Origin of the sequence: Pseudomonas sp. PvP089 (genome assembly GCF_017875165.1) — a bacterium.
GTDB classification, from domain to species: Bacteria; Pseudomonadota; Gammaproteobacteria; order Pseudomonadales; family Pseudomonadaceae; genus Aquipseudomonas; species Aquipseudomonas fortuita.
Map to the genome: position 1 here is coordinate 1,215,875 of NZ_JAGGME010000001.1, position 19,346 is coordinate 1,235,220.

Consider the following 19,346-nt stretch of genomic DNA (forward strand, 5'->3'; position numbering starts at 1 on the left):
GTACAGTCCGGCACCGACGCGTAACCTTGTAGGAGCAGCCTTGTGCTGCGAATGGGCCGCAAAGCGGCCCCTCTGTCAGGCGACGCTAGGTTCGACAGATGGCGCTTCCACCACGCCCCGCCGATACAGAACCAGGTAATACGACCCTAACCCGATCAACCAGCAGAACACGGCCGTCCACACGTTGTGCGACAAAAAGTGCGCCCCCTGCATCATCCGCCCCACACCCAGCACTGATCCGGCTATCAGCGCCACTACGAACGCCACCCGTGCCAACCGCGGCTTGCGATCACGCAGCATGAAGAACACACCAAACAGGCAGAACCCGGTAGCTGCATGCCCACCCGGCCAGCACAGCCCAGGCTTGTCGGTGGCCGGACGCGGCTCCAGCAGCTTGCTGTAGGTTTCCGTGCCGCCAAACTGGGTCAGGCTCCACGGGCACTGCACCTGGGTCACCTTTTTCAGCGGCGTGACAAAGGCTGTGGACAGGCCCAGGGCCAGCACCAGGCAGCCCAGTTCGCGGCGCCAGCCGAACAGGCGCTTCCAGAAGAAACTGGCGGCAAACGTCAGCAGCGACAACACACCCAGCAAGATCACCAGTTGCTTGACCCGGTCGTGCAGGATGTTTTCCAGCAGATAACTGTGGCGGCCAATGAACTGCCGGGCAGCGGGATCGAAGAACAGGTTGGCCACATCCATGTCGACCGAAGTCAGCTCCAGCAGGATCAAGGCCAGCGCAGTCGCCAAGGGTATGCCGAGGTACAGCCAGTAATTGATCGGGCGAGGGCGGGTTCGTTGCTGCATGACGGCTCCAGGGCACGAAAAAGATCGGGCATTGTCGGCCGCCCGCTATCCTGTGTCCGTGAAGGATCAGTGAAAAAACCGTCAAGTGCTGTGAATTTTGCTTGGGGCTGGCACCATGCAGGCATTGGCCTTAAGCTGCGCCTGCCGCGCACCACAGCGAGAAGCGCCGCACAGGAGAAACCGATGCGCATTCTTTTGGTTGAAGACAACCGCGATATCCTGGCCAACCTGGCCGATTATCTGGGCATGAAGGGCTATACCGTCGACTGCGCCCAGGACGGCCTGTCCGGCCTGCACCTGGCGGCCACCGAACACTACGACCTGATCGTGCTGGACATCATGCTGCCCGGCATCGATGGCTACACCCTGTGCAAGCGCTTGCGTGAGGACGCCCGCCGCGACACGCCGGTGATCATGCTTACCGCCCGCGACCAGCTGGACGACCGCCTGCAAGGCTTCCGCTCCGGTGCCGACGACTACCTGCTCAAGCCGTTCGCCCTGTCGGAGCTGGCGGCCCGCATCGAAGCGGTGCTGCGCCGTGCCCAGGGCGGTGGGCGCCGCACGCTGCAGGTGTCCGACCTCAGCTACGACCTCGACACCCTGGAGGTTACCCGTCAGGGGCGCTTGCTCAAGCTCAACCCGGTCGGTCTCAAGCTGCTGGCAGTGCTGATGCAGAAAAGCCCGCACGTACTGCGCCGCGAAGTGCTGGAAGAGGCTTTGTGGGGCGACGACTGCCCTGACAGCGACAGCCTGCGCAGCCATGTACACCAGCTGCGTCAGGTGATCGACAAACCGTTTGAAAAACCGTTGCTGCATACCGTCCATGGCGTCGGCTATCGCCTCGCCGAGGGTCGCGATGGAGTTTAAGCAAAGCCTTGCCCAGCGCATCATCATCGCCTTTGCCTTGATGAGCGCGCTGGTGGCCGGGGCGTTCGCCTTCGGCATCGTTGCCACTGTGCACCTGGTCGAAGAGCGGTTGATTTCCTCGGTATTGGGCGGTGACCTGCAGCGCCTGCTGCGCATGGACAGCGTCAGCGACTGGAGCCACCGGCCACGCCCCGATCAGCTGTTCTACTTCAGCGGCGGGCGTGACGACTTCGAGCTGCCCAAAGACCTGCGCCACCTCGACCGGGGCTTTCACGAGGTGTTTCGCGACCAGCTGTCGTACCACGCCATGGTCGAGATCGTCGATGGCCGCCGTTATGTGCTGCTGCAGGACCAGAGCGACTTCGAAGAACGCGAGCGCGTGCTGTTCGCGGTGGTGGTGGTGGGCTTCGTGCTCAGCCTGGTGCTGGCCGTTATCCTCGGCTGGCTGGTGGCGCGCCGGGTGATGGCGCCGGTGATCCGCCTGGCTCGCCAGGTACGCCACCGTGACCAGCTGCTGGGCCTGGCCCCGCCGCTGGCACCGGACTATGCCGCGGACGAAGTTGGCCAGTTGGCAGTGGCTTTCGATGACACCCTGGGCCGTCTGCGCGACGCACTGACCCGCGAACGGCTGTTCACCAGTGACGTCAGCCACGAACTGCGTACGCCTTTGATGGTGTTGGCCACGTCCTGCGAACTGCTGATGGAGAACCCCAACCTCGACGCCCGCGCGCGTAGCCAGGTGGAGCGCGTGGCGCGGGCCACCGAAGAAATGCGCGAACTGGTCAAGACCTTCCTGATGCTGGCGCGGGCGCAGCGTGACGAGGGGGCGGTGGCTTCGCAGGCGACCCTTCGCGAAGTGGCCGACGAGCTTATCGGCGTGTGGCGCGATACCATCGAGCAGAAGGGCCTTACCCTGTACTTCGATGGCCGCGTCAGCGCAAGCCCGGTGCTGTACAACGCCACTTTCCTGCAGTCAGTGATGGGTAACCTGTTGCGTAATGCTGCGCACTACACCGACAGCGGCTACATCCGCCTGAGCCTGGAAGCCAACGGTTTCAGTGTGGAGGACAGCGGTGTGGGCATTCCCGAAGAGCAGCGCGAGGCCATGTTCAAGCCGTTCGTACGCGGCGATGAGCGGCGCGGCGAGGGCCTGGGGCTGGGGCTTTCGCTGGTACAGCGGATCTGTGATGACCAAGGCTGGCGTGTCACCCTGACATCCACCTTGCCGCATGGTTGCCGTTTCCAGGTAGACCTGAGCAGTACCACGGGCAAAGGCGACCTGAACGCCATGGCCGAGTAATGGCTTGTAACAGGTCAAAGGGAGGGCAACATTTTTTTCACATTGGCGTGACCTGATTCCAACGCTTGCTTGCCTAAGGTGAGCGGCACTGGAGTCAGGAGATGCCCAATGCGTAGCCCCATCAAGCTTGAATTTTCCGAGAAGTACGACAAAGACCATGCGCGTGAGTACTTTCTCAAGCACCAGGACGGCCTGGCGCGACGCCTTTCCCACAAGCGAGATGAGCAACTGGCGCGCCGCGCCCTGGCATTGGCAGGTGAGCCTGGCCTGGTACTGGACCTGCCGTGCGGTGCGGGCCGCTTCTGGCCGCTGTTGGCAGAAAAGCCCAACAGGGTGATTATTGGTGCCGACAATTCCGAAGCGATGATCGAGACAGCGTGCGCCGCGCAACCGCCAGAAGTGGTGGCGCGGGTACGTCCTTTGCAGACGTCAGCGTTTGCCATTGACCTGCCGGATAACGCGGTGGACAGCATTTTCTGCATGCGCCTGTTCCATCACATTGGCGAATCTGCCCACCGAAAGACCATTCTTTCGGAATTTCAGCGGGTTAGCCGTGATAGTGTGATCCTTTCACTGTGGGTGGATGGCAATTTCAAGGCCTGGCGCCGGAAAAAACTGGAACACCGCCGCAGTGCCAAGGCCGAGCAGGACAATTACCAGAACCGTTTCGTGTTACCTGCCGAAACGGTTGAAGAAGAATTCAGGGCCGCCGGCTTCAGAATCCAGGAACGCCTCGACTTCCTGCCGTTCTATGCCATGTGGCGGGTCTATGTATTGCGTAAGGGGTAGTGTTTGATGGCTGTAGCCCAGAACGGGGAGTCGCGGTTCGATTTTTACTGGCGCCAACAGGGCGAGTGGGTCGAGGAGCCTAACCAGCGCCGCGGCGGCGAGAGTGGTGTGCAACGCCTCAACGATGCCAGCGGCAAGCTGCTGTATGCCAAGCGCCAGGTCGGGCATATCTATCGCAGCCTGCTGCACCCTTTCGGCCGGCCGACCGTATTGCGTGAACTCGATGCGTTGAACAGTTTCGAGCAACTGGGTGTGCGTGTACCCCGCATTGTCTTCTGTGGCGCCGAACGCGATGCCGACCACCAGTGGCGTGCGCTGCTGGTGAGCGAAGCGCTGGATGGTTTTGTCGAGCTAGACACCTGGCATGCCGAAGGTGCCCGCGAGCGCTACCCGCAGGTGGTGCATGAGCGCATGCTCAAGGACCTGGCGGATAACCTGGCGCGTATGCACCTGGGGCACTGGCAGCACGGCTGCCTGTATGGCAAGCACGTATTCATCAAGGTAATTGGCGAAAGCGAGCAAGCGCGCGTCGAAGTGGCGCTGCTGGACCTTGAGAAGTGCAGGCGGCGCATCAGTTGTCAGCGTGCGGCTGGCAACGACCTGCGCCAACTGCGCCGCCATTCGTCGCTCAATGACGCGGAATGGCAGACGCTGCTCTACTTTTACCAGATGGCGTTTGGCAGCGCTGTCAAAGGGTTAGGGTAATGAAACTAGAAATAGCTCGAGCTTTGTTCCTGGTAGCTGGCCTGGCGGTCACCACCGTGGCGGTGGCTGCCTGGGAAGAGCCCAGGCCGACCGTGTTCAGCAAGGCTGAAATGGCCGACCAGTGCGCGTTGCCGCGGGAAGCGAAACAGCAGCAGCAGGCACAGGTTGCGCCGGACCAGGACCTTTTGCTGTTCCTGTTTGGCCTGCGTCAGGGGTTACGGCCATTTGGTTGAACCCTGCGGTAGCTAGAAATGCCAGAGGCCTCGCGATTGCGGGGCCTCTGGCATTTTTGTGTCGGGCTTTCTGGCCTCTTCTGCAAAAGTTAGCAGTGCTGCAGGCTATTGCCTTTGAGGCGCGTGAGCAGCAGGAAACCGCCAAGGGCGCTGCTCAAGAACAGAATCCCCAGGCTCAATGGAAGCAGCTGTTCAGCTGACGCAATCACAGTGCCTGCGAAACCACCCCCGGCAAATAGCACTGTTGTGTTGAGCGACGCTGCTGCCCCTGCCTGCTGCGGATAGCGGGCTAATGCTTGCGTAGCCGCAGCGGGGCGTACCAACGTCGTTCCTGCTGTACATAAAATCATCGGTATCATGAGGCCTATTACTGTCAGCCCTGCTACCCACTGCCAAATCAATAGGGCCGCACCTGCGGAGCCTATCAGTAGAAATCCCGCGCAGATCTGAGCTTGTGCGCTGATGCGATTGTTCAAGAAAGTCGCGATGGCACCACCAACGACATACGCCAGCCCGTAGGCGATGAATACAACGGAAAACTGATACGGCGTAAGGCCTAGCTGCTCCATCAGTACCAGTGGTGCAACGACGATGAAGGAAAAATGGCAGGCGAACGCTAAAGTGGCCTGTAGGGAATAGGTTACATAGAAGGCGTCGCGCAACATCACAATATAACTTTGAACACCTGAATTACCCGCGCATAAAACAGGTGTTTCGTTCAGCAGAACCCATGCAAGCACGATGACTGAGATGGCTATTCCAATAAATACAGTAAAGCTGCCTGTCCAGCCGATTGATTGTTGGATAGCTGCACCGGCGACGGGCGAGATGGATATGAATAAACCACTTGCACTCGTCAACAAGATGCGCATGGTGTTGCGCTGCTTTCCACTATACAGGTCCTGTACAAGTGCTTGGCCAAGAACCAAGCTGCCACAGCCGGCGGCTTGCAACAACCGAAATGCCAAAAAAATCTCATAGTCAGTTGAAATTAGGCAGCCAATAGCCCCAGCAATGGATACCCCCAAACCAACGATTAATAGCCTTTTACGCCCAGTTCGGTCAGACAGAGGGCCAATAAATATTTGCGCCACAGCTACGCCAAACGCGAATAAGCTTACAGAGTAAGCTATTTGCTTTGGTTCTACTTGAAAGGCTTCTGAAAGCGCAGGGAACGAAGGAAGGATGACGTCCAGAGGAAAAACGCCTAATAGACATAAAAGAATCAAAAGCAATGGGCGAAGAATGGTGATTTTAAAGTTTTTGGCCTGACTCATAGAGAGACGATTCCCGCTGCCCTGAACTGTAACGTATAGCCTGAATCTTTCAATACATCGGTGCGTTTAATTGCCAACATCGTGATTTTGGATATTGCGGATATCCGAAGCATGCAATTGTCTTTTAGAGGGTCAATAACCACCTTGCCGGTAGAGGGATGGTTTTTGAAAATTATTGATTTATCCATGTGTGCGTCGCGTCATTGCGACGTTTTTGATAATAGCGTTAAGCCCAAGATGTACAAGCCGAAGAGGGTGGCGAAACTTCTGATCAAGGCGTAGGATTTTTTACCGAAGCCATTTCCAGGAGTGTTTGAATTTTGCTGGAAGACGTCTGGCTCGCGGGTAGCCTGCCATTCTGAGTCTAATAGTTACCGGGCAGAGTGGATGAGACAGTTGTTCAGTCTTTCACTGGCGAGCAGGAAGATCAGCCGTGAATCTGAATGATGTGGGAGCTTGTGAGCGGTAATTATTAGATTGTGTTGCGTAGCAGTGATTTTCTATCGGCCTTCTGTACCCATACTGCCTCTTCGCGGGCTTGCCCGCTCCCACAGGTACTGCACCCATGTCAGGCCCGATGCCCTGTCTGCGGGAGCGGGCAAGCCCGCGAAGAGGCCGGTCAGGCTATTGCAGGTTCCTTGGCATTCGTCTTGTGCGCCAACAAGGTGTAGATACAAGGCAGCACAAACAAGGTAAACAGTGTGCCAATCGACATCCCGGTGGCGATCACCGTCCCGATGTCAAAACGGCTGACCGCCCCGGCGCCGGTCGCCAGAATCAGCGGCACCATGCCGAACACCATCGCCGCCGTAGTCATCAGCACCGGCCGCAGGCGAATGGCCGCCGCTTCTTCGATGGCCTCGCGCACGCTCAGGCCGCGCTCCTCACGCAGCTGGTTGGCGAACTCGACGATGAGAATGCCGTGCTTGCTGATCAGCCCGATCAAGGTCACCAGCCCCACCTGGGTGTAGATGTTCATGCTCGATATACCCAGGAACAGCGGCAGCAGCGCCCCGCAGATGGATAACGGCACCGTCACCAGGATTACCAGCGGGTCGCGGAAGCTTTCGAATTGCGCTGCCAGCACCAGGAAGATGATCGCCAGTGCCAGGCCGAAGGTCACCCACAGCGCGCTGCCTTCCTGCACGTATTGGCGGGCCACGCCGGCATAGTCGAAGGCGAAGCCTTCGGGGGCCTCTTCGCGGGCAATGTCCTGCACGGTCTTCAGCGCTTCGCCCAGGCTGACCATGGGCACGCCCTGGATGATCGCCGAGTTCAACTGCTGAAACTGGTTGAGCTGGCGCGGGCGGGCGCGGTCGGTGAGGGTGATCAGGGTCGAGAGTGGCAGCAGTTGGCCCTGGTCGTTCTTCACGTAGTAGTTGTTCAGCCAGCCGGGGTTGTCGCGGTATGGCCGCTCGACCTGGGCAATTACCTTGTAGCTGCGTCCTTCCAGCGTGAAGCGGTTGATTTCCGCCTCGCCCAGCAAGGTGGCCAGTGTGCCGCCCAACGTGTCCATCGACACCCCCATCTGCGCCGCCTTGGCCCGGTCGATGTCGACCACCACTTCAGGCTTGTCGAAGGCCAGGTCGATGTCGAGGAAGGCGAACTTGCCAGATGCCTGGGCGCGCGTCTTGATGCGCTGGGCCACCTCCAGCAGCGCCGGGTAGTCGCCAGCGGTATTGATCACGAACTGGAACGGCAGGCCCTCGCCAGTGCCGGGCAACGAGGGCAGGTTGAAGCCGAAAATCTGCAGGCCGCCGACTTCCTCAAGTTTGGCCTGCACCAGCGGCAGCAGCTCCATCTGTGTACGTTCGCGCTCGTTCCAGGGCTTGAGCAAAAAACCACCAATGCCGCTCTGCACACCATTGAAACCATTGATCTGGAACGACGAGTAATACTCGGGGAAGGTTTTGAACAGGGGTGTGAACTGGTCGGTGTAGGCGTTGAGGTAATCGAGGTTGGCCGGCTGCGGCGAGCTGCTGATCATGAAGATCACCCCCTGGTCCTCGTTGGGTGCCAGTTCGTTCTGGGTGAACTTGAGCAGCACCGGGATCAGGCACAGCACGATCACGGCAAACACCAGCACCACCGGCCGACTGTCGAGGGTGGCGTGCAGCAGGCGCTGGTAGCGTACCTTCAGGCGTTCGAACAGCTGGTCAAGGCGATGGGCCAGGCCGCTGGGGTTCTGCTCCCGGCGCAGCAGCAGGGCGCACATCATCGGTGAAAGGGTCAGGGCCACGATGCCGGAAATGATCACCGCCCCGGCCAGGGTCAGGGCGAACTCCTTGAACAAGGCCCCTGTAAGCCCGGTGAGGAAGCCGATCGGCGCATAGACGGCAGCCAGGGTGATGGTCATCGACACCACTGGCATGGCAATTTCCCGGGCGCCCTCAAGTGCCGCGTCGAACGGCGACTTGCCTTCCTCCATGTGCCGGTGGATGTTCTCCACCACGACAATGGCATCGTCCACCACCAGGCCGATGGCCAACACCATGGCCAGCAGGGTCAGCAGGTTGAGCGAGTAGCCCATCATTTGCATGAAGAACAGCACGCCGATCATCGACAGGGGAATGGTCACCACCGGGATCAGTACCGAGCGCAGGGCGCCGAGGAACAGGAACACCACCACGATGACGATCAGCACCGCTTCACCGAGGGTTTTGACCACTTCGTCGATGGAGGCCTGGATGAACAGGGTGGCGTCGTAGGCGATCGACACCTTGAGCGCCGAGGGCAGCTGGCTTTCCAGCTCGGGCATGATGCGCCGAACTTCCTTGATCACATCCAGCGGGTTGGCTGCCGGGGTGGCCTTGATGCCGATATACACCGACGGAGTACCGTCGAACGAACTGACCGTGTCGTAGTTTTCTGCCCCCATCTCGACCCGCGCCACATCGCCCAGCAGCACACGGCTGTCACCGCTGGTCTTGACCGGCAAGGCGGCGAATGCCTCGGCCGATTTCAGCTCGGTACTGGCGTTGATACTGGTGACCACGTACTCGCCCTTCACCTCACCGGCGGCAGACAGGAAGTTGTAGCGGCGTACCGCATTGGTCACGTCAGTGGCAGACAGGCCGAAGCCGGCCAGCTTCACCGGGTCGATCCAGATCCGCATGGCAAACACCTGGTTGCCGAGAATCTCCGCCTCGGCCATGCCTGGCAACGTGGCCAGCTTGGGCTGGATGACCCGCGACAGGTAGTCGGTGATCTGCGGGTTGCTCATTTCCTTGCTGTAGAAGCTGACGTACATCAGCGCCGAGGCATCGGCGGCTTCCTTGCTGAGCACCGGGTCTTCGGAGTCCTGAGGGAGTTTGTTGCGCACTTCGTTGGCCTTGGCCAGCAGCTCGGTGAACAACCGGTCGCTGTCGGCGCCGATACGCGCGTAGATGGAAATGATCGAGAAGTTCTGCCGGCTCACCGAAGTCATGTAGTCGATGCCTTCGGCGCTGGCCAGGCTTTGCTGCAGCGGCTGGGTGATGTAGCCCTGGATGGTCTCGGCGTTGGCCCCGGGGTAGGCGGTGGTCACCGTGATCAGGGCGTTTTCCATTTGTGGGTACTGGCGGATCTGCAGCTTGTTCCAGGCCTGGAAGCCCAGCAGCAGGATCAGCAGGCTAACCACGCTGGCCAGCACCGGGCGACGGATGAACGGATCGGTAAACGCCATGCCAGCCTCCTGTCAGTCCTTGCCCGGGACGCCCTGTTCGGGCTTGAGGGCTTGGTCCTGGCCGATGCGGATCGCGGCGCCCGGGGTGAGCTTCAGTTGCCCGGCGGTGACCACCTGTTCGCCGGCCTGCAGGCCCTTGCTGACCACCACCACACCGTCGCGGCGCTCGCCGGTTTGAACCGTGCGTTGTTCGGCGACCAGCCTGGGTTGGCCCTTGTCGTCGGTTTCGGGCTGGCCATCCTTGTCCTTCTTTGGCGTGGCGACGTACACCGAGTTGCCATACAGGGTGTAGGTGATCGCGCTTTCCGGCACCACCACTTGTGATTGAGGGTTGGGCAACAAGATCAGCAGGTTGGCGAACATGCCTGGCAGCAGCTTGCCGTCGGGGTTGGCCAGGACGGCACGGACCAGCAGGTTGCGTGTGGTTTCTTCCACCTTGGGGTTGATGGCGCTGAGGCTGGCGGGGAAGGTCTGGCCCGGGTAGGCGGCCACCTGTAACAGCACCTGCTGGCCCAGGCTCAGCTTCGGCAGGGCCTGTTCCGGTACGTTGAAGTCGACGTACAGGCTGGACGTATCCTGCAGGGTGGCGATCATCGTGCCGGCGGCGAGGTATTGGCCGATGTCTACCTGGCGGATGCCGATGGTGCCGCTGAACGGGGCGTTGATGCTCTTCTTGATCTTCTGCGCCTTGAGCTGCTCGACCACCGCCTGGTTTCGGCGGTACTGGGAGCTTAGGCGATCAAACTCGCCACGGGAGATGGCCGAGTCACCGACCAGCTGGCTGCCCCGGCCAAAATCGACCTTGGCCAGGCCCAGGTCAGCCTGGGCGGTGCCGAGCAGGGCCGTTTCCTGGTCGTCGTTGAGTTGCAGCAGCAGTTGCCCGGCCTTGACCTGCTGGCCCGAGTCGAAGTGCAGGGATTTGACGATCCCTTCTACCTCCAGGCTCAGTTCCACACCCTGCAGGGCCTTGAGGCTGCCGACGGCGGGCAGGCGCTCCTGCCACTGGCGCTGTTCGGCCAAGGCTGCCGCTACGGTGATGGGCGGCTTGGGGGCAGTGAACATCTGGATCTGCTGGTAGATGGAGAAAGCCTTGTAGCCCCCCAAGGCCAGCACGATCAGCAGAACCACGGCCAACATGATCAGCATGCGGCGGCGCAGCATAGGTCCGGTTCCCTGGATACGGTTGTTATTAGCCTGGACACGACAACGGGCGATCCTGCCCACGTGTGGATGGGGGAAGTATTGACTGTTTTTTGATTGAAGGGGAGTGAATTGTCTGCACCGGCCCTATCGCCGGCAAGCCAGCTCCCACAGGTACACCGTAGGTTTCAGGACCTGTGGTGTACCTGTGGGAGCTGGCTTGCCGGCGATAGGGCCGGTGCAGGCAGCGGATCAATCAGACAAGATGCAGGTGATTGTCCCAGAAACCGGACGGCAGGTTCATCGGCTGCCCGACCAGCTCGGCCTTGCGGCAATCGTAGAAGCGGCAACGGCCCTGCCCGGAGGTGACGACAAAGCCGTCTTTCACCGCGCCAACCCCCGCGCAATCGGGCATGGGCGCGTCCAGCCGCACCGCGCCGCTGTCCAGGTCCCAGACGAACAGGCGGTTGGCCCTTGGCGCAGTCAGCGCCACCAGTCGCAGTTCGCTGTGGATGGCGACACTGGCAGTGTACTGGGCCATGGCCTGCAACTGGCGTTCCGGCACCGGGAAGGCCTTGAACGGCTCGCCCGGGCGTTTGATCGCCAACAGCTCGGCAGTTTCGTCGGCATCGCCCATGAACTGCTGGCAGGCAGCAATGGTGCCATCGCTGCCCACCGCCAGGTGGCGCACGCTGTTCATCTGCTGGGCCAAGGTTTCCTTGCTCAGCAGGGTACCGTCGCGCTGCATCAGCACCAGGCTTGGCTGCATGGCGTCGAGGTTCATCTCTACCCGGCTTTCGGCTTCGGTACGGATACCGCCATTGGCCACGATCAGTGTTTCACCATCGGGCAGCCAGGCGACCTCATGCGGGCCAATGCCGTGGGTCGGGATCTCGCCGGTGTGCACCAGGCGTTCGCCCTCGAAACGGTATACGCCAAGCACGCCGCGCCCCGGGTCGGTGGTGTCGTTCTCGGTGGCATACAGCCATTCGCCGCCCTTGTGTACCACCGCGTGGCCGTAGAAGTGCCGGTTAGGCTGCGAAACCACCGTTTGCAGCAGGCGCCCGTCGCGCAAGTCGACCAGGTAGCTTTCGGTACCGGGGCGGCGGGCGACGAACAAGGCGATCGGCTGCTCGGGGTGGTGGACGATGGCATGGCAACGCTGGGCGACCTGGGTGCTGAACACCTGGGTGCCGTCCAGGCGAAAACCGACGGCATAGTGCTTGCCGTCGCCATCGTCACGCGCCGAGAGCAGCAAAGGTTCGCTGCCTTTGTTGCGGAACAGGCTCCAGCCGCCCAAGGTGAGGGCGCTGAGCAATACGCTACCGAGTTTGAGTGCCTGGCGTCGCAGCATGATCAGTCACCGTCGTTGGCATTGAAGCCCAGCTGGATGTTCAGCGCCTTGGCCAGCTCGCCTTCGTGCAGGCGATGGACGGCGTTGAGGCTGTCGTAGAGCTGGTTGAGGGTTTGCTGGCCTGCGTCGTTGGCCAGCAGCTCACCGAGCGTTTTCTGGTTGTCGGCCAGCAGTTTGAGCGAGGTAGCGTAGGCGGCGTCGATCTTGTCTGCCAGCGCTTTCTGATCGCTGGGCAGGAGGCCGCGCAGGCCCTGGTTGTCGACCCCGACCCAAACGGTTTCGGCGGCCTTGAGGGTGGCCTCCAGGCTCTTCAGCGAATTGTGGCTGCGCCAGGCTTCGGCTTGCAGCGGCTGCGGGATGCCCTTGCTCTGGCGACCCATCGGCGCACCCAGCTTCTTCTTCAGGGTATCCAGGGCGGTGACCTGGGAGCGCAGCAGGTCTGCGATTGCCTCGTGAGAGTCTGCGTAGCGCTGGTTCGGGAACTTGGTCATCTGCGAAAGCATGCCGTCGGTGCTGTTCCAGCCCTTGAGGATCTCCTCGGCCAGGACCTTCTGGTGTTCACCGATGGCCACCAGCAGCGGGCAGTAGCGGGCTTTCTGCTCGGCAGTGGCGATGTCCGGCTTGCTGTCGAACAGGATGTACTCGTAGGCTGACAAGCCACGTACCACCACGCTGGCCTTGCCCAGAGTCGCGGCATTGACCGGCTTGTCGCCATTGACGAGCTGTTCGACCTGGCGGCCGACCAGGTTCTTCTTGTCGGGCCAGAACTGCACCTGCCAGGCGCGGTTGCCTTCGGCCAACGGGCCGACCAGCAGCGGCTGCAGCTCGGCCCAGGCCTTCTGCGCGTTGAGGAAGTCGGCGCGGGCCTTGGCCAGGTCTTCCTTGCCTTCGCAGTAGGCCAGGGCGCTGGCGGCCAGCGTGCGGTCGGCTTCGACCCAGCGGCTGTAGGTGGGCAGGATCACTTGCTTGGCGATGGCGGCGGAGGTCACGGCTTGCGGGTCCTGCGGCGAGCAGGCGCCGAGGGCGAGTGCGGCGAGGCTGGTGAACAACAGTTTGGGTCGGAACATGCCCGGCTCCTTAGCGCGTTTTAAAGTGAGTTCAGGAACGCCAGCAACGCAGTGCGTTGCTCGGCATTGAAAGTGAGTACGAAGTTGCGTGCCGCCTCGGCTTCACCACCATGCCAGAGCACGGCTTCAAGCAGGTTGCGGGCGCGGCCGTCATGCAGGAACTGGCTGTGGCCTGCCACTGTTTCGCTCAGCCCGATGCCCCACAGTGGCGCGGTACGCCAGTCTTGGCCGTTGGCGGCGAATTCGGTGCGTTCGTCGGCCAGGCCTGGGCCCATGTCATGCAGCAACAGGTCGCTGTAGGGGCGGATGACCTGGTTGGCCAGTTCTGGTTCGGTAGTCTCGGCAGCCGTGGTGAACTGCGGTGTGTGGCAACCCTGGCAGCCAGCCTGGTAGAACAGGTTCTTGCCCGCCAGCACCTGCGGCGCGCCCACAACGCGGCGGGCCGGCACGGCCAGGTTGCGGGTGTAGAAGGTCACCAGGCGCAGGATGTTGTCGCTGACTTCTTTCTCGCCGTTGGCGCCGTCGCCGTTGGGTGCGGCCAGGCAGTCGGCCTGGGCCGGGGTGCAATCATCGTGTGGCTGCAGGGTGCTGGTCAGGCCCATGTCACCGGCAAAGGCATGCACGTTCTGCTGGTTGACGTTGGGCTGACCGGCTTTCCAGCCGAAGCGGCCGATCACGGTCTTGCCCTGGGCATCGTCCCACACCCGGTTGGCCCGCCCGCGGATGCCATCGTGGTTGCGGTCGTCCGGGTCTTCGTTGGCCAGCAGGTCGGCTTCGGGAATGGCTTCGAGCAGGCCCAGGCCGATCATGGGCGGGGCGACCCGCGCCGAAAACCGCGTGTCGGGGTGCATCACGCCATAGCCGAGCTGGGTGATCTGCAGGGCAGGTTTGCGCAGTTCGACCTGGTGGCCGTCCTTGAACGACACGGTTTGCTGTGTATAGCTGACCCGCACCTTGCCTTCAGGCGCCACGCCGGGGATGGCCATGTCCTGCAGCTGGGTGCCGTACACCGGCTCCGGTACCACGCCGAGGCGCTCGATCACTTTGGCCAGGTAGGGCTGGTCGGGGATCGACAGGCGTACCAGCATGCCCACCGCGTTGCTGTCACCCGGCGCTGGCGGGTGGCCACGGCCATCGCGAACATGGCAGTTCTGGCAGGCATTGGTGTTGAACAGCGGGCCCAGCCCGTCGCGGGCGGTGGTGGTGGACGGCGCGATGACCCAGGGGTTGCGGAAGAAACTGTTGCCCACGGCGAAGTCCACGCGGCGCTCGGGCGAGAGGTTGGCCGAAGGCAGGGAATAGGCGTTGCGGTCAGCGCGCTGCACGGTCGCCTTGCCGGCCGACAATGCTTCGCCAGGCTCGGCCTGGGTGAAACGCGGGGCGTCGTCACAGGCGGCGAGGGCAAAGGCCAGCAGCAGAGGAGAGAGTCGGAACAGCGACGAGGACATCAAGGATCCTGGGCGTGAGCGAAAAACCGGCGTGCAAGCTTAGCAGGCCCAGGATCATTGAATAAGAGCAATTTGCGTTTGCTTGATGAAATCGTCGCTGCCGAGGGGGCTCAGGCCATCAACATTTTGAACTCTCTGTTGACCAGGCTGATGATCAGGTTCTTGCTACCGCCATCACGGTTGTCGCCTGGGACCTCGATGACTTCTTCGCTGGCGTACTCCATGGATGAGGCGGTGAGGCACTTGATTGCATCCTTGTGCGCGGGCTGCCAGTAATCCTGAAATACCCAGATGTTGGTCTCGGCATTCGGGCCGAGGATCAAGCGCAAGGCCTTGTGGTTTTCACTCGATTTGCCGATCCAGGGCACGGCGAGCGAGCCATTCCATGCTTGCTGGGCGCCTATTGCCAGGCTCTGGCTGCGGTTTTCACCGTCGATCAGGGTCAGGGTATAGGGCGTGTTGTTGGCGATGGAGTGCAGGTAGGTGAGGCTGGCCATTTGGCGTTTCCTTCTAGTGTTGGATTTCCGGGCGTGGCAACGGGGCCGTCGGGGTGCGGTAGACGTAGGCTGCGAGCAGGGTGATCTCGTTGAAAGGGGGCGCGAGTTCAGCGGGCACGAAGCGGCCCATTGGCTGCAGCCCCTGGGCGAAGGCAACGGCCTCGAACATTTTGCGGTCGGTTTCGTTGGGGTCGTACAGGTAAACCTTGCCGGGGCGAGCAACGACCCGGCAGATTTCCTCGGCCACATGGTGGGTGATCGGAGCGCCCATCAGCGTTACGTGAGGGACTGCGTGATCGTCGAGGGGAAAGTCCGGAGCATCGTATTCGTATACGACAATCAGGTTGGGAATATGCCTACCCGTAAACGGCCCGTTGGAGATGAGCTGGCCCGCCTTGTTCAGGTTGTAGGCATGGGTGAATCCGGTAACAAGGTTCCTCCCATTTACACGCTGGACGATTCGGCCTTCGCCCCAGACATCAAGAATCTGCAGCACTTTGCCTCCTGTTTGGGTTGCTTGAAGGGCTACAGGATGGGCACTTGCGTGTACCTCAGGCAGCAGGAAGCGCTTTACCAGGCCTACAAATGAAAACGCCCGGCACTAGGCCGGGCGTTTGCGATGAGGCGCTACAGCAGGATCAGAACTCGTGGTCCGCAGTGTCCGGGTTCAGATTGGCAATGCCCAGCTTGCCAGCGGCCTGTTCAATCGAGCCGGTCTGTTTGACCAGGGCCGCGATGGCATCACGCACGATCTGGTTGCCGGCAGCATTGTCAGCTGCAATCAACTGGTCGTAGTGCTCGCCTTTAAGGGCGTGGTCGACCATCACCTGGATCTTGGCTTCAGTGGCTTCCAGGTCGGCCTTCAGGGTGGCGTCGGCAGCAGGATCGGCTTTGGCCACCAGCGACGACAGGCTCGGGCCGCTGACCTTGGTGCCGTCCGGGCGGGTGTACTCGCCCAGGTAGACATTGCGGATGCCCTTGGCGTCGTAGAAGTGCGAGTAGTGAGTGTTGTCGCTGAAGCAGTCCTGCTCGTCTTCCGGCGAGTTGGCTTCCAGCGAAACCTTCATGCGCTCACCCGCCAGTTCACCCAGCGACAGGCTCCCCATGCCGAACAGCATCTTGCGCAGGCCGTCGTTGACAGGCTCGGCTTCCAGCTTGGCGCGGTAGTTGTCGGCCACGTTCGGTGCCCAGTTGCCGACCATCTCTTCGAGGTCGGTGACCAGCAGGTCGGTGACCGCTTTCAGGTAGGTACGGCGGCGGTCGTTGTGGCCACCGGTAGCGCCTTGGCCTTCCAGGTAGTCGGACGCCGGGCGGTTGCCAGCGCCTGGACCGGTACCGTTCAGGTCCTGGCCCCAGAGCAGGAACTCGATGGCGTGATAGCCGGTGGCAACGTTGGCCTCGGAGCCAGCCAGCTCGTTCAGGCTGGCCAGTTTTTCAGGGGTAATGTCCTTGACGTCGACCTTCTCTTCGCCCACCTGGATCTCGGTGTTGGCGATGATGTTGGCACCAGCAGCCGGGTTGCCCAGGGCGTGCTCGTAGCTCTTGTCGACGTAGTCGATCAGGCCTTCGTCCAGCGGCCAGGCGTTCACCTGGCCTTCCCAGTCGTCGATGATGGTGTTACCGAAGCGGAAGGCCTCGGTCTGCAGGTACGGTACGCGCGCGGCGACCCAGGCTTGCTTGGCGGCTTTCAGGGTTTCGTCGTTGGGCTTGGCCAGGAACGCATCGACTGCGCTCTGCAGGGTCTTGGCGGTGCTCAGCGAGTCGCTGTACACGGCGTAGACCATTTCGGCGTAGTGCTTGACCACGGCTTTGCCGGCGGCTTCGTCAACAGCCCCAGGCGCAGCAGCGGTGGTGCTGGCGGCGGCAGGTGCCTGAGCTTGCGGCGCGGCGGCTTTGTCGTCCTTGCCTTCACCGCAACCGGCGAGAGCGATGGCAATGGCCAGCAGACTGGCGGAGGCCAGAGGCATTCGAATCATTGTTGGTTTTCCTGCGTCGTGTGGTTGGACCAAGGGGTGGGCCGTGCGCCGTGGCACGCGAAAGCGCAACATCATGCGAAAGATTTGCATTTGCTGTAAAGGGGCGGGCGCGCAATTCATGTAAATGCGGGTCACAGCCTGTAACCAGGCCTGCCAGCTCAGAGCATCGAAACCTGATTGCGCTGCGCCTGCTTGAGGAAGTGGGTCAGTTCACGGGCTGACAGCGGCTTGCTGTAGTGATAGCCCTGGCCCTCGTGGCAGCCTTGGGCAATGATGTAGGTTTCCTGTTCGGCGGTTTCCACGCCTTCGGCGATCACCTGCATGCCCAGGCTCTTGCCCAGCTGGATGATGGCGCGAACGATGGTGGCGTCGTCATCGTCGTCCAGCAGGTCCTGGACGAAGCTCTTGTCGATCTTGATCTTGTCCAGCGGCAGCGATTTCAGGTAGCTGAGCGACGAATAGCCGGTGCCGAAGTCGTCGATGGCAATCAGCGCCCCGGAGCGGCGCAGGCTCAGCAGGTGCTGGGCGGCAGTGCTGATGTCTTCCATCAGGCCGGTTTCGGTGACTTCCAGCTCCAGGCTGCGTGGCGGCAGACGGTAGGCCTGCAGCAGGTTGTTGACCACCCGTGGCAGTTCACTGTGGTGCAGCTGCACGGTGGACAGGTTGACCGCCATGCGCAGCTCGCTGAAGCCCTGGTCGTGCCATTCGCGCAGTTGCCGGCAAGCCTGGTCCAGTACCCATTCGCCAATGCTGATGATGCTGCCGTTCTGTTCGGCCAGCGGAATGAACTGGTCCGGTGGCACCATGCCCAGCTCTGGATGCTGCCAGCGCAGCAGCGCCTCGACGCCGACCACACGGTGGTCGCGGTAGCTGATCTGTGGTTGGTACACAAGGTACAGCTGGTTGCGCGGAAGGGCTTCGCGCAGGTCCTTTTCCAGCTCGCGGCGGCGGCGCATCTCGCTGTCGACGCTGGCAATGTAGAACTGGTAGCGGTTGCGCGAACGGGCCTTGGCCAGGGTCATGGTCTGTTCGGCTTTCTGCAGCAGCTTCTCGGTGCTGTCGCCGTCTTCGGGGAACAGGGTGATGCCGATGGTGGCGCGCAGACGGATCTGCTGGTGGTGGTCGAGGTCGAACGGCACTTCCAGGTCGTCGAGGATGCTCTGCGCCAGTTCGGCCGCCTCGTAGGGCTGCTCGATATTGGCCTGTACCAAGGCAAACTGGTCACCACCCAGCCGCGCCAGGGCGCCCAGGCGGCCGCTGTGGGCGCGCAGGCGGTCGGCCAAGGCCAGTAGCAGTTGGTCACCAACCTGGTAGCTGAACTGTTCGTTGATGCCCTTGAAATCGTCCAGGCCCACGCACAACACTGCCACACGGTGTTGCAGGCGACCGCCATCGACGAGGATCTTGTCCAGTTGCTGCTGCAGTTGCTGGCGGTTGGGCAGGCCTGTGAGGAAATCGTACTGGGCCATGCGCTGCAGGCTGTTTTCGGCTTCATGGCGTAGGTGAGTGTTGCGCTCGATCGACGCCAGCAACTGGTTGGCCGTGTTGACCCAGAGACCCAGTTCGTTCTTCTCGTGGCCCTTGAGCAGCGGGATCTGGTGCTGGCTCGGGCGGTCGGGGTTGATCTGGGTGAGGTGCTCGATGATCTTGGACAGCGGTTTGGTCAGCAGCCAGTGGTAGACCAGGTACAACACCAGGCCCATGGCCAAGGCCCGCAGTACGCCGGAAATGAAGATGATCACCGCGTTGATCAGGAAGTCTTCGCCGTAGGACGAGGTGTCGAGGGTAATGCTCAGGTCGCCGTAGTATTCGCTATAGGGGCCGCGGCCGACCAGTTGCGTGGTGTAGGTGCGTTCCTGGCCGAGGATCGGGTCGGTCAGCCAGCGCATGGGCATGTCCTGCAGCGGGCGGGACTTTTCGGCCAGCATGGTTTCGTTGGGGTGGCCGATGGACGCCATGCGCACCGATTCGTCCTGGAACAGGCCTTCCATCACCTGCATGCCCATTTCGCGGTCGAGGCTGTATACCGCCTGGGTGGAGGGGTCGCGGAACATGTCGAGGATGCGCTGGGCATCGTTGTTCACGGCCTGGCGGGTCTTGTAGGTGTCGTAGACAATTTGCGCACAGCTGAGCACGACGCCAACCGCCAACGCCGACAGCAGCACGACCCTGAGCAACTTGACCGACAAGCTGTTCCGCAATTCCAGCTTCAATGGGGTTTCCTT

Annotated in this window: 16 protein-coding genes; 5 read left to right on the forward strand and 11 right to left on the reverse strand. The window is 61.6% G+C overall.

Annotated elements, in window-relative coordinates; all coding sequences use genetic code 11:
• Positions 1–75 precede the first annotated feature (75 nt).
• Positions 76–804: a phosphatase PAP2 family protein gene (locus J3A71_RS05595; RefSeq protein ID WP_096426720.1), complete on the reverse strand. Its 729-nt coding sequence runs from the start codon at positions 802–804 to the stop codon at positions 76–78.
• 183 nt (positions 805–987) lie between these two features.
• On the opposite strand from J3A71_RS05595, the gene colR reads away from it, so the two are divergent.
• The 5 genes from colR to J3A71_RS05620 all read left to right on the forward strand — a co-directional run bounded on the left by colR (position 988) and on the right by J3A71_RS05620 (position 4,698).
• The gene (gene colR, locus J3A71_RS05600) at positions 988–1,671 is read left to right on the forward strand and encodes a two-component system response regulator ColR (RefSeq protein ID WP_016488935.1); all 684 of its coding nucleotides are present in this window, start codon (positions 988–990) and stop codon (positions 1,669–1,671) included.
• A complete protein-coding gene (locus tag J3A71_RS05605) occupies positions 1,661–2,971 on the forward strand; it encodes a HAMP domain-containing sensor histidine kinase (protein WP_016488934.1) in 1,311 nt (436 codons plus the stop codon). Before colR ends, J3A71_RS05605 begins: the two co-directional genes overlap by 11 nt.
• Positions 2,972–3,079: 108 nt before the next feature.
• Positions 3,080–3,760, forward strand: coding sequence for a class I SAM-dependent methyltransferase (locus J3A71_RS05610; RefSeq protein WP_016488933.1), 681 nt, complete (start codon positions 3,080–3,082; stop codon positions 3,758–3,760).
• 6 nt (positions 3,761–3,766) lie between these two features.
• Entirely contained in the window at positions 3,767–4,465 is a 699-nt protein-coding gene (locus J3A71_RS05615) for a lipopolysaccharide kinase InaA family protein (protein WP_016488932.1), read from the forward strand.
• Entirely contained in the window at positions 4,465–4,698 is a 234-nt protein-coding gene (locus tag J3A71_RS05620) for a hypothetical protein (protein WP_023047343.1), read from the forward strand. The genes J3A71_RS05615 and J3A71_RS05620 overlap by 1 nt, the downstream gene beginning before the upstream one ends.
• An 89-nt stretch (positions 4,699–4,787) precedes the next feature.
• Here J3A71_RS05620 and J3A71_RS05625 read toward each other — a convergent pair whose 3' ends face one another.
• From J3A71_RS05625 to J3A71_RS05670, 10 genes are all read right to left on the reverse strand, one after another.
• On the reverse strand, positions 4,788–5,975 hold the full coding sequence (locus J3A71_RS05625; RefSeq protein WP_095116036.1) for an MFS transporter: 1,188 nt from the start codon (positions 5,973–5,975) through the stop codon (positions 4,788–4,790).
• A 619-nt stretch (positions 5,976–6,594) separates the two neighbouring features.
• Positions 6,595–9,639 carry a multidrug efflux RND transporter permease subunit gene (locus J3A71_RS05630; RefSeq protein WP_016488929.1) on the reverse strand — a complete coding sequence of 1,015 codons (3,045 nt, stop codon included), beginning with the start codon at positions 9,637–9,639 and terminating at the stop codon, positions 6,595–6,597.
• A 12-nt stretch (positions 9,640–9,651) separates the two neighbouring features.
• The gene (locus J3A71_RS05635; protein WP_016488928.1) at positions 9,652–10,800 is read right to left on the reverse strand and encodes an efflux RND transporter periplasmic adaptor subunit; all 1,149 of its coding nucleotides are present in this window, start codon (positions 10,798–10,800) and stop codon (positions 9,652–9,654) included.
• Positions 10,801–11,035: 235 nt separating this feature from the next.
• Positions 11,036–12,133 (reverse strand): DUF1513 domain-containing protein, encoded by a 1,098-nt coding sequence (locus J3A71_RS05640; protein WP_016488927.1) that lies wholly within the window; start codon positions 12,131–12,133, stop codon positions 11,036–11,038.
• Between the two features lie 2 nt (positions 12,134–12,135).
• Positions 12,136–13,200 carry an imelysin family protein gene (locus tag J3A71_RS05645; RefSeq protein WP_096426719.1) on the reverse strand — a complete coding sequence of 355 codons (1,065 nt, stop codon included), beginning with the start codon at positions 13,198–13,200 and terminating at the stop codon, positions 12,136–12,138.
• A gap of 20 nt (positions 13,201–13,220) precedes the next feature.
• Complete coding sequence (locus J3A71_RS05650) at positions 13,221–14,648, reverse strand: di-heme oxidoredictase family protein (RefSeq protein ID WP_096426718.1); 1,428 nt, start codon at positions 14,646–14,648, stop codon at positions 13,221–13,223.
• Positions 14,649–14,758: 110 nt separating this feature from the next.
• A complete protein-coding gene (locus J3A71_RS05655) occupies positions 14,759–15,145 on the reverse strand; it encodes a hypothetical protein (RefSeq protein ID WP_096426717.1) in 387 nt (128 codons plus the stop codon).
• A gap of 13 nt (positions 15,146–15,158) precedes the next feature.
• Complete coding sequence (locus J3A71_RS05660) at positions 15,159–15,641, reverse strand: hypothetical protein (RefSeq protein ID WP_024717456.1); 483 nt, start codon at positions 15,639–15,641, stop codon at positions 15,159–15,161.
• Positions 15,642–15,783: 142 nt separating this feature from the next.
• The gene (locus J3A71_RS05665) at positions 15,784–17,121 is read right to left on the reverse strand and encodes an imelysin family protein (RefSeq protein WP_016488921.1); all 1,338 of its coding nucleotides are present in this window, start codon (positions 17,119–17,121) and stop codon (positions 15,784–15,786) included.
• A gap of 158 nt (positions 17,122–17,279) precedes the next feature.
• A complete protein-coding gene (locus J3A71_RS05670) occupies positions 17,280–19,334 on the reverse strand; it encodes a GGDEF domain-containing phosphodiesterase (RefSeq protein WP_016488920.1) in 2,055 nt (684 codons plus the stop codon).
• Positions 19,335–19,346 lie beyond the last annotated feature (12 nt).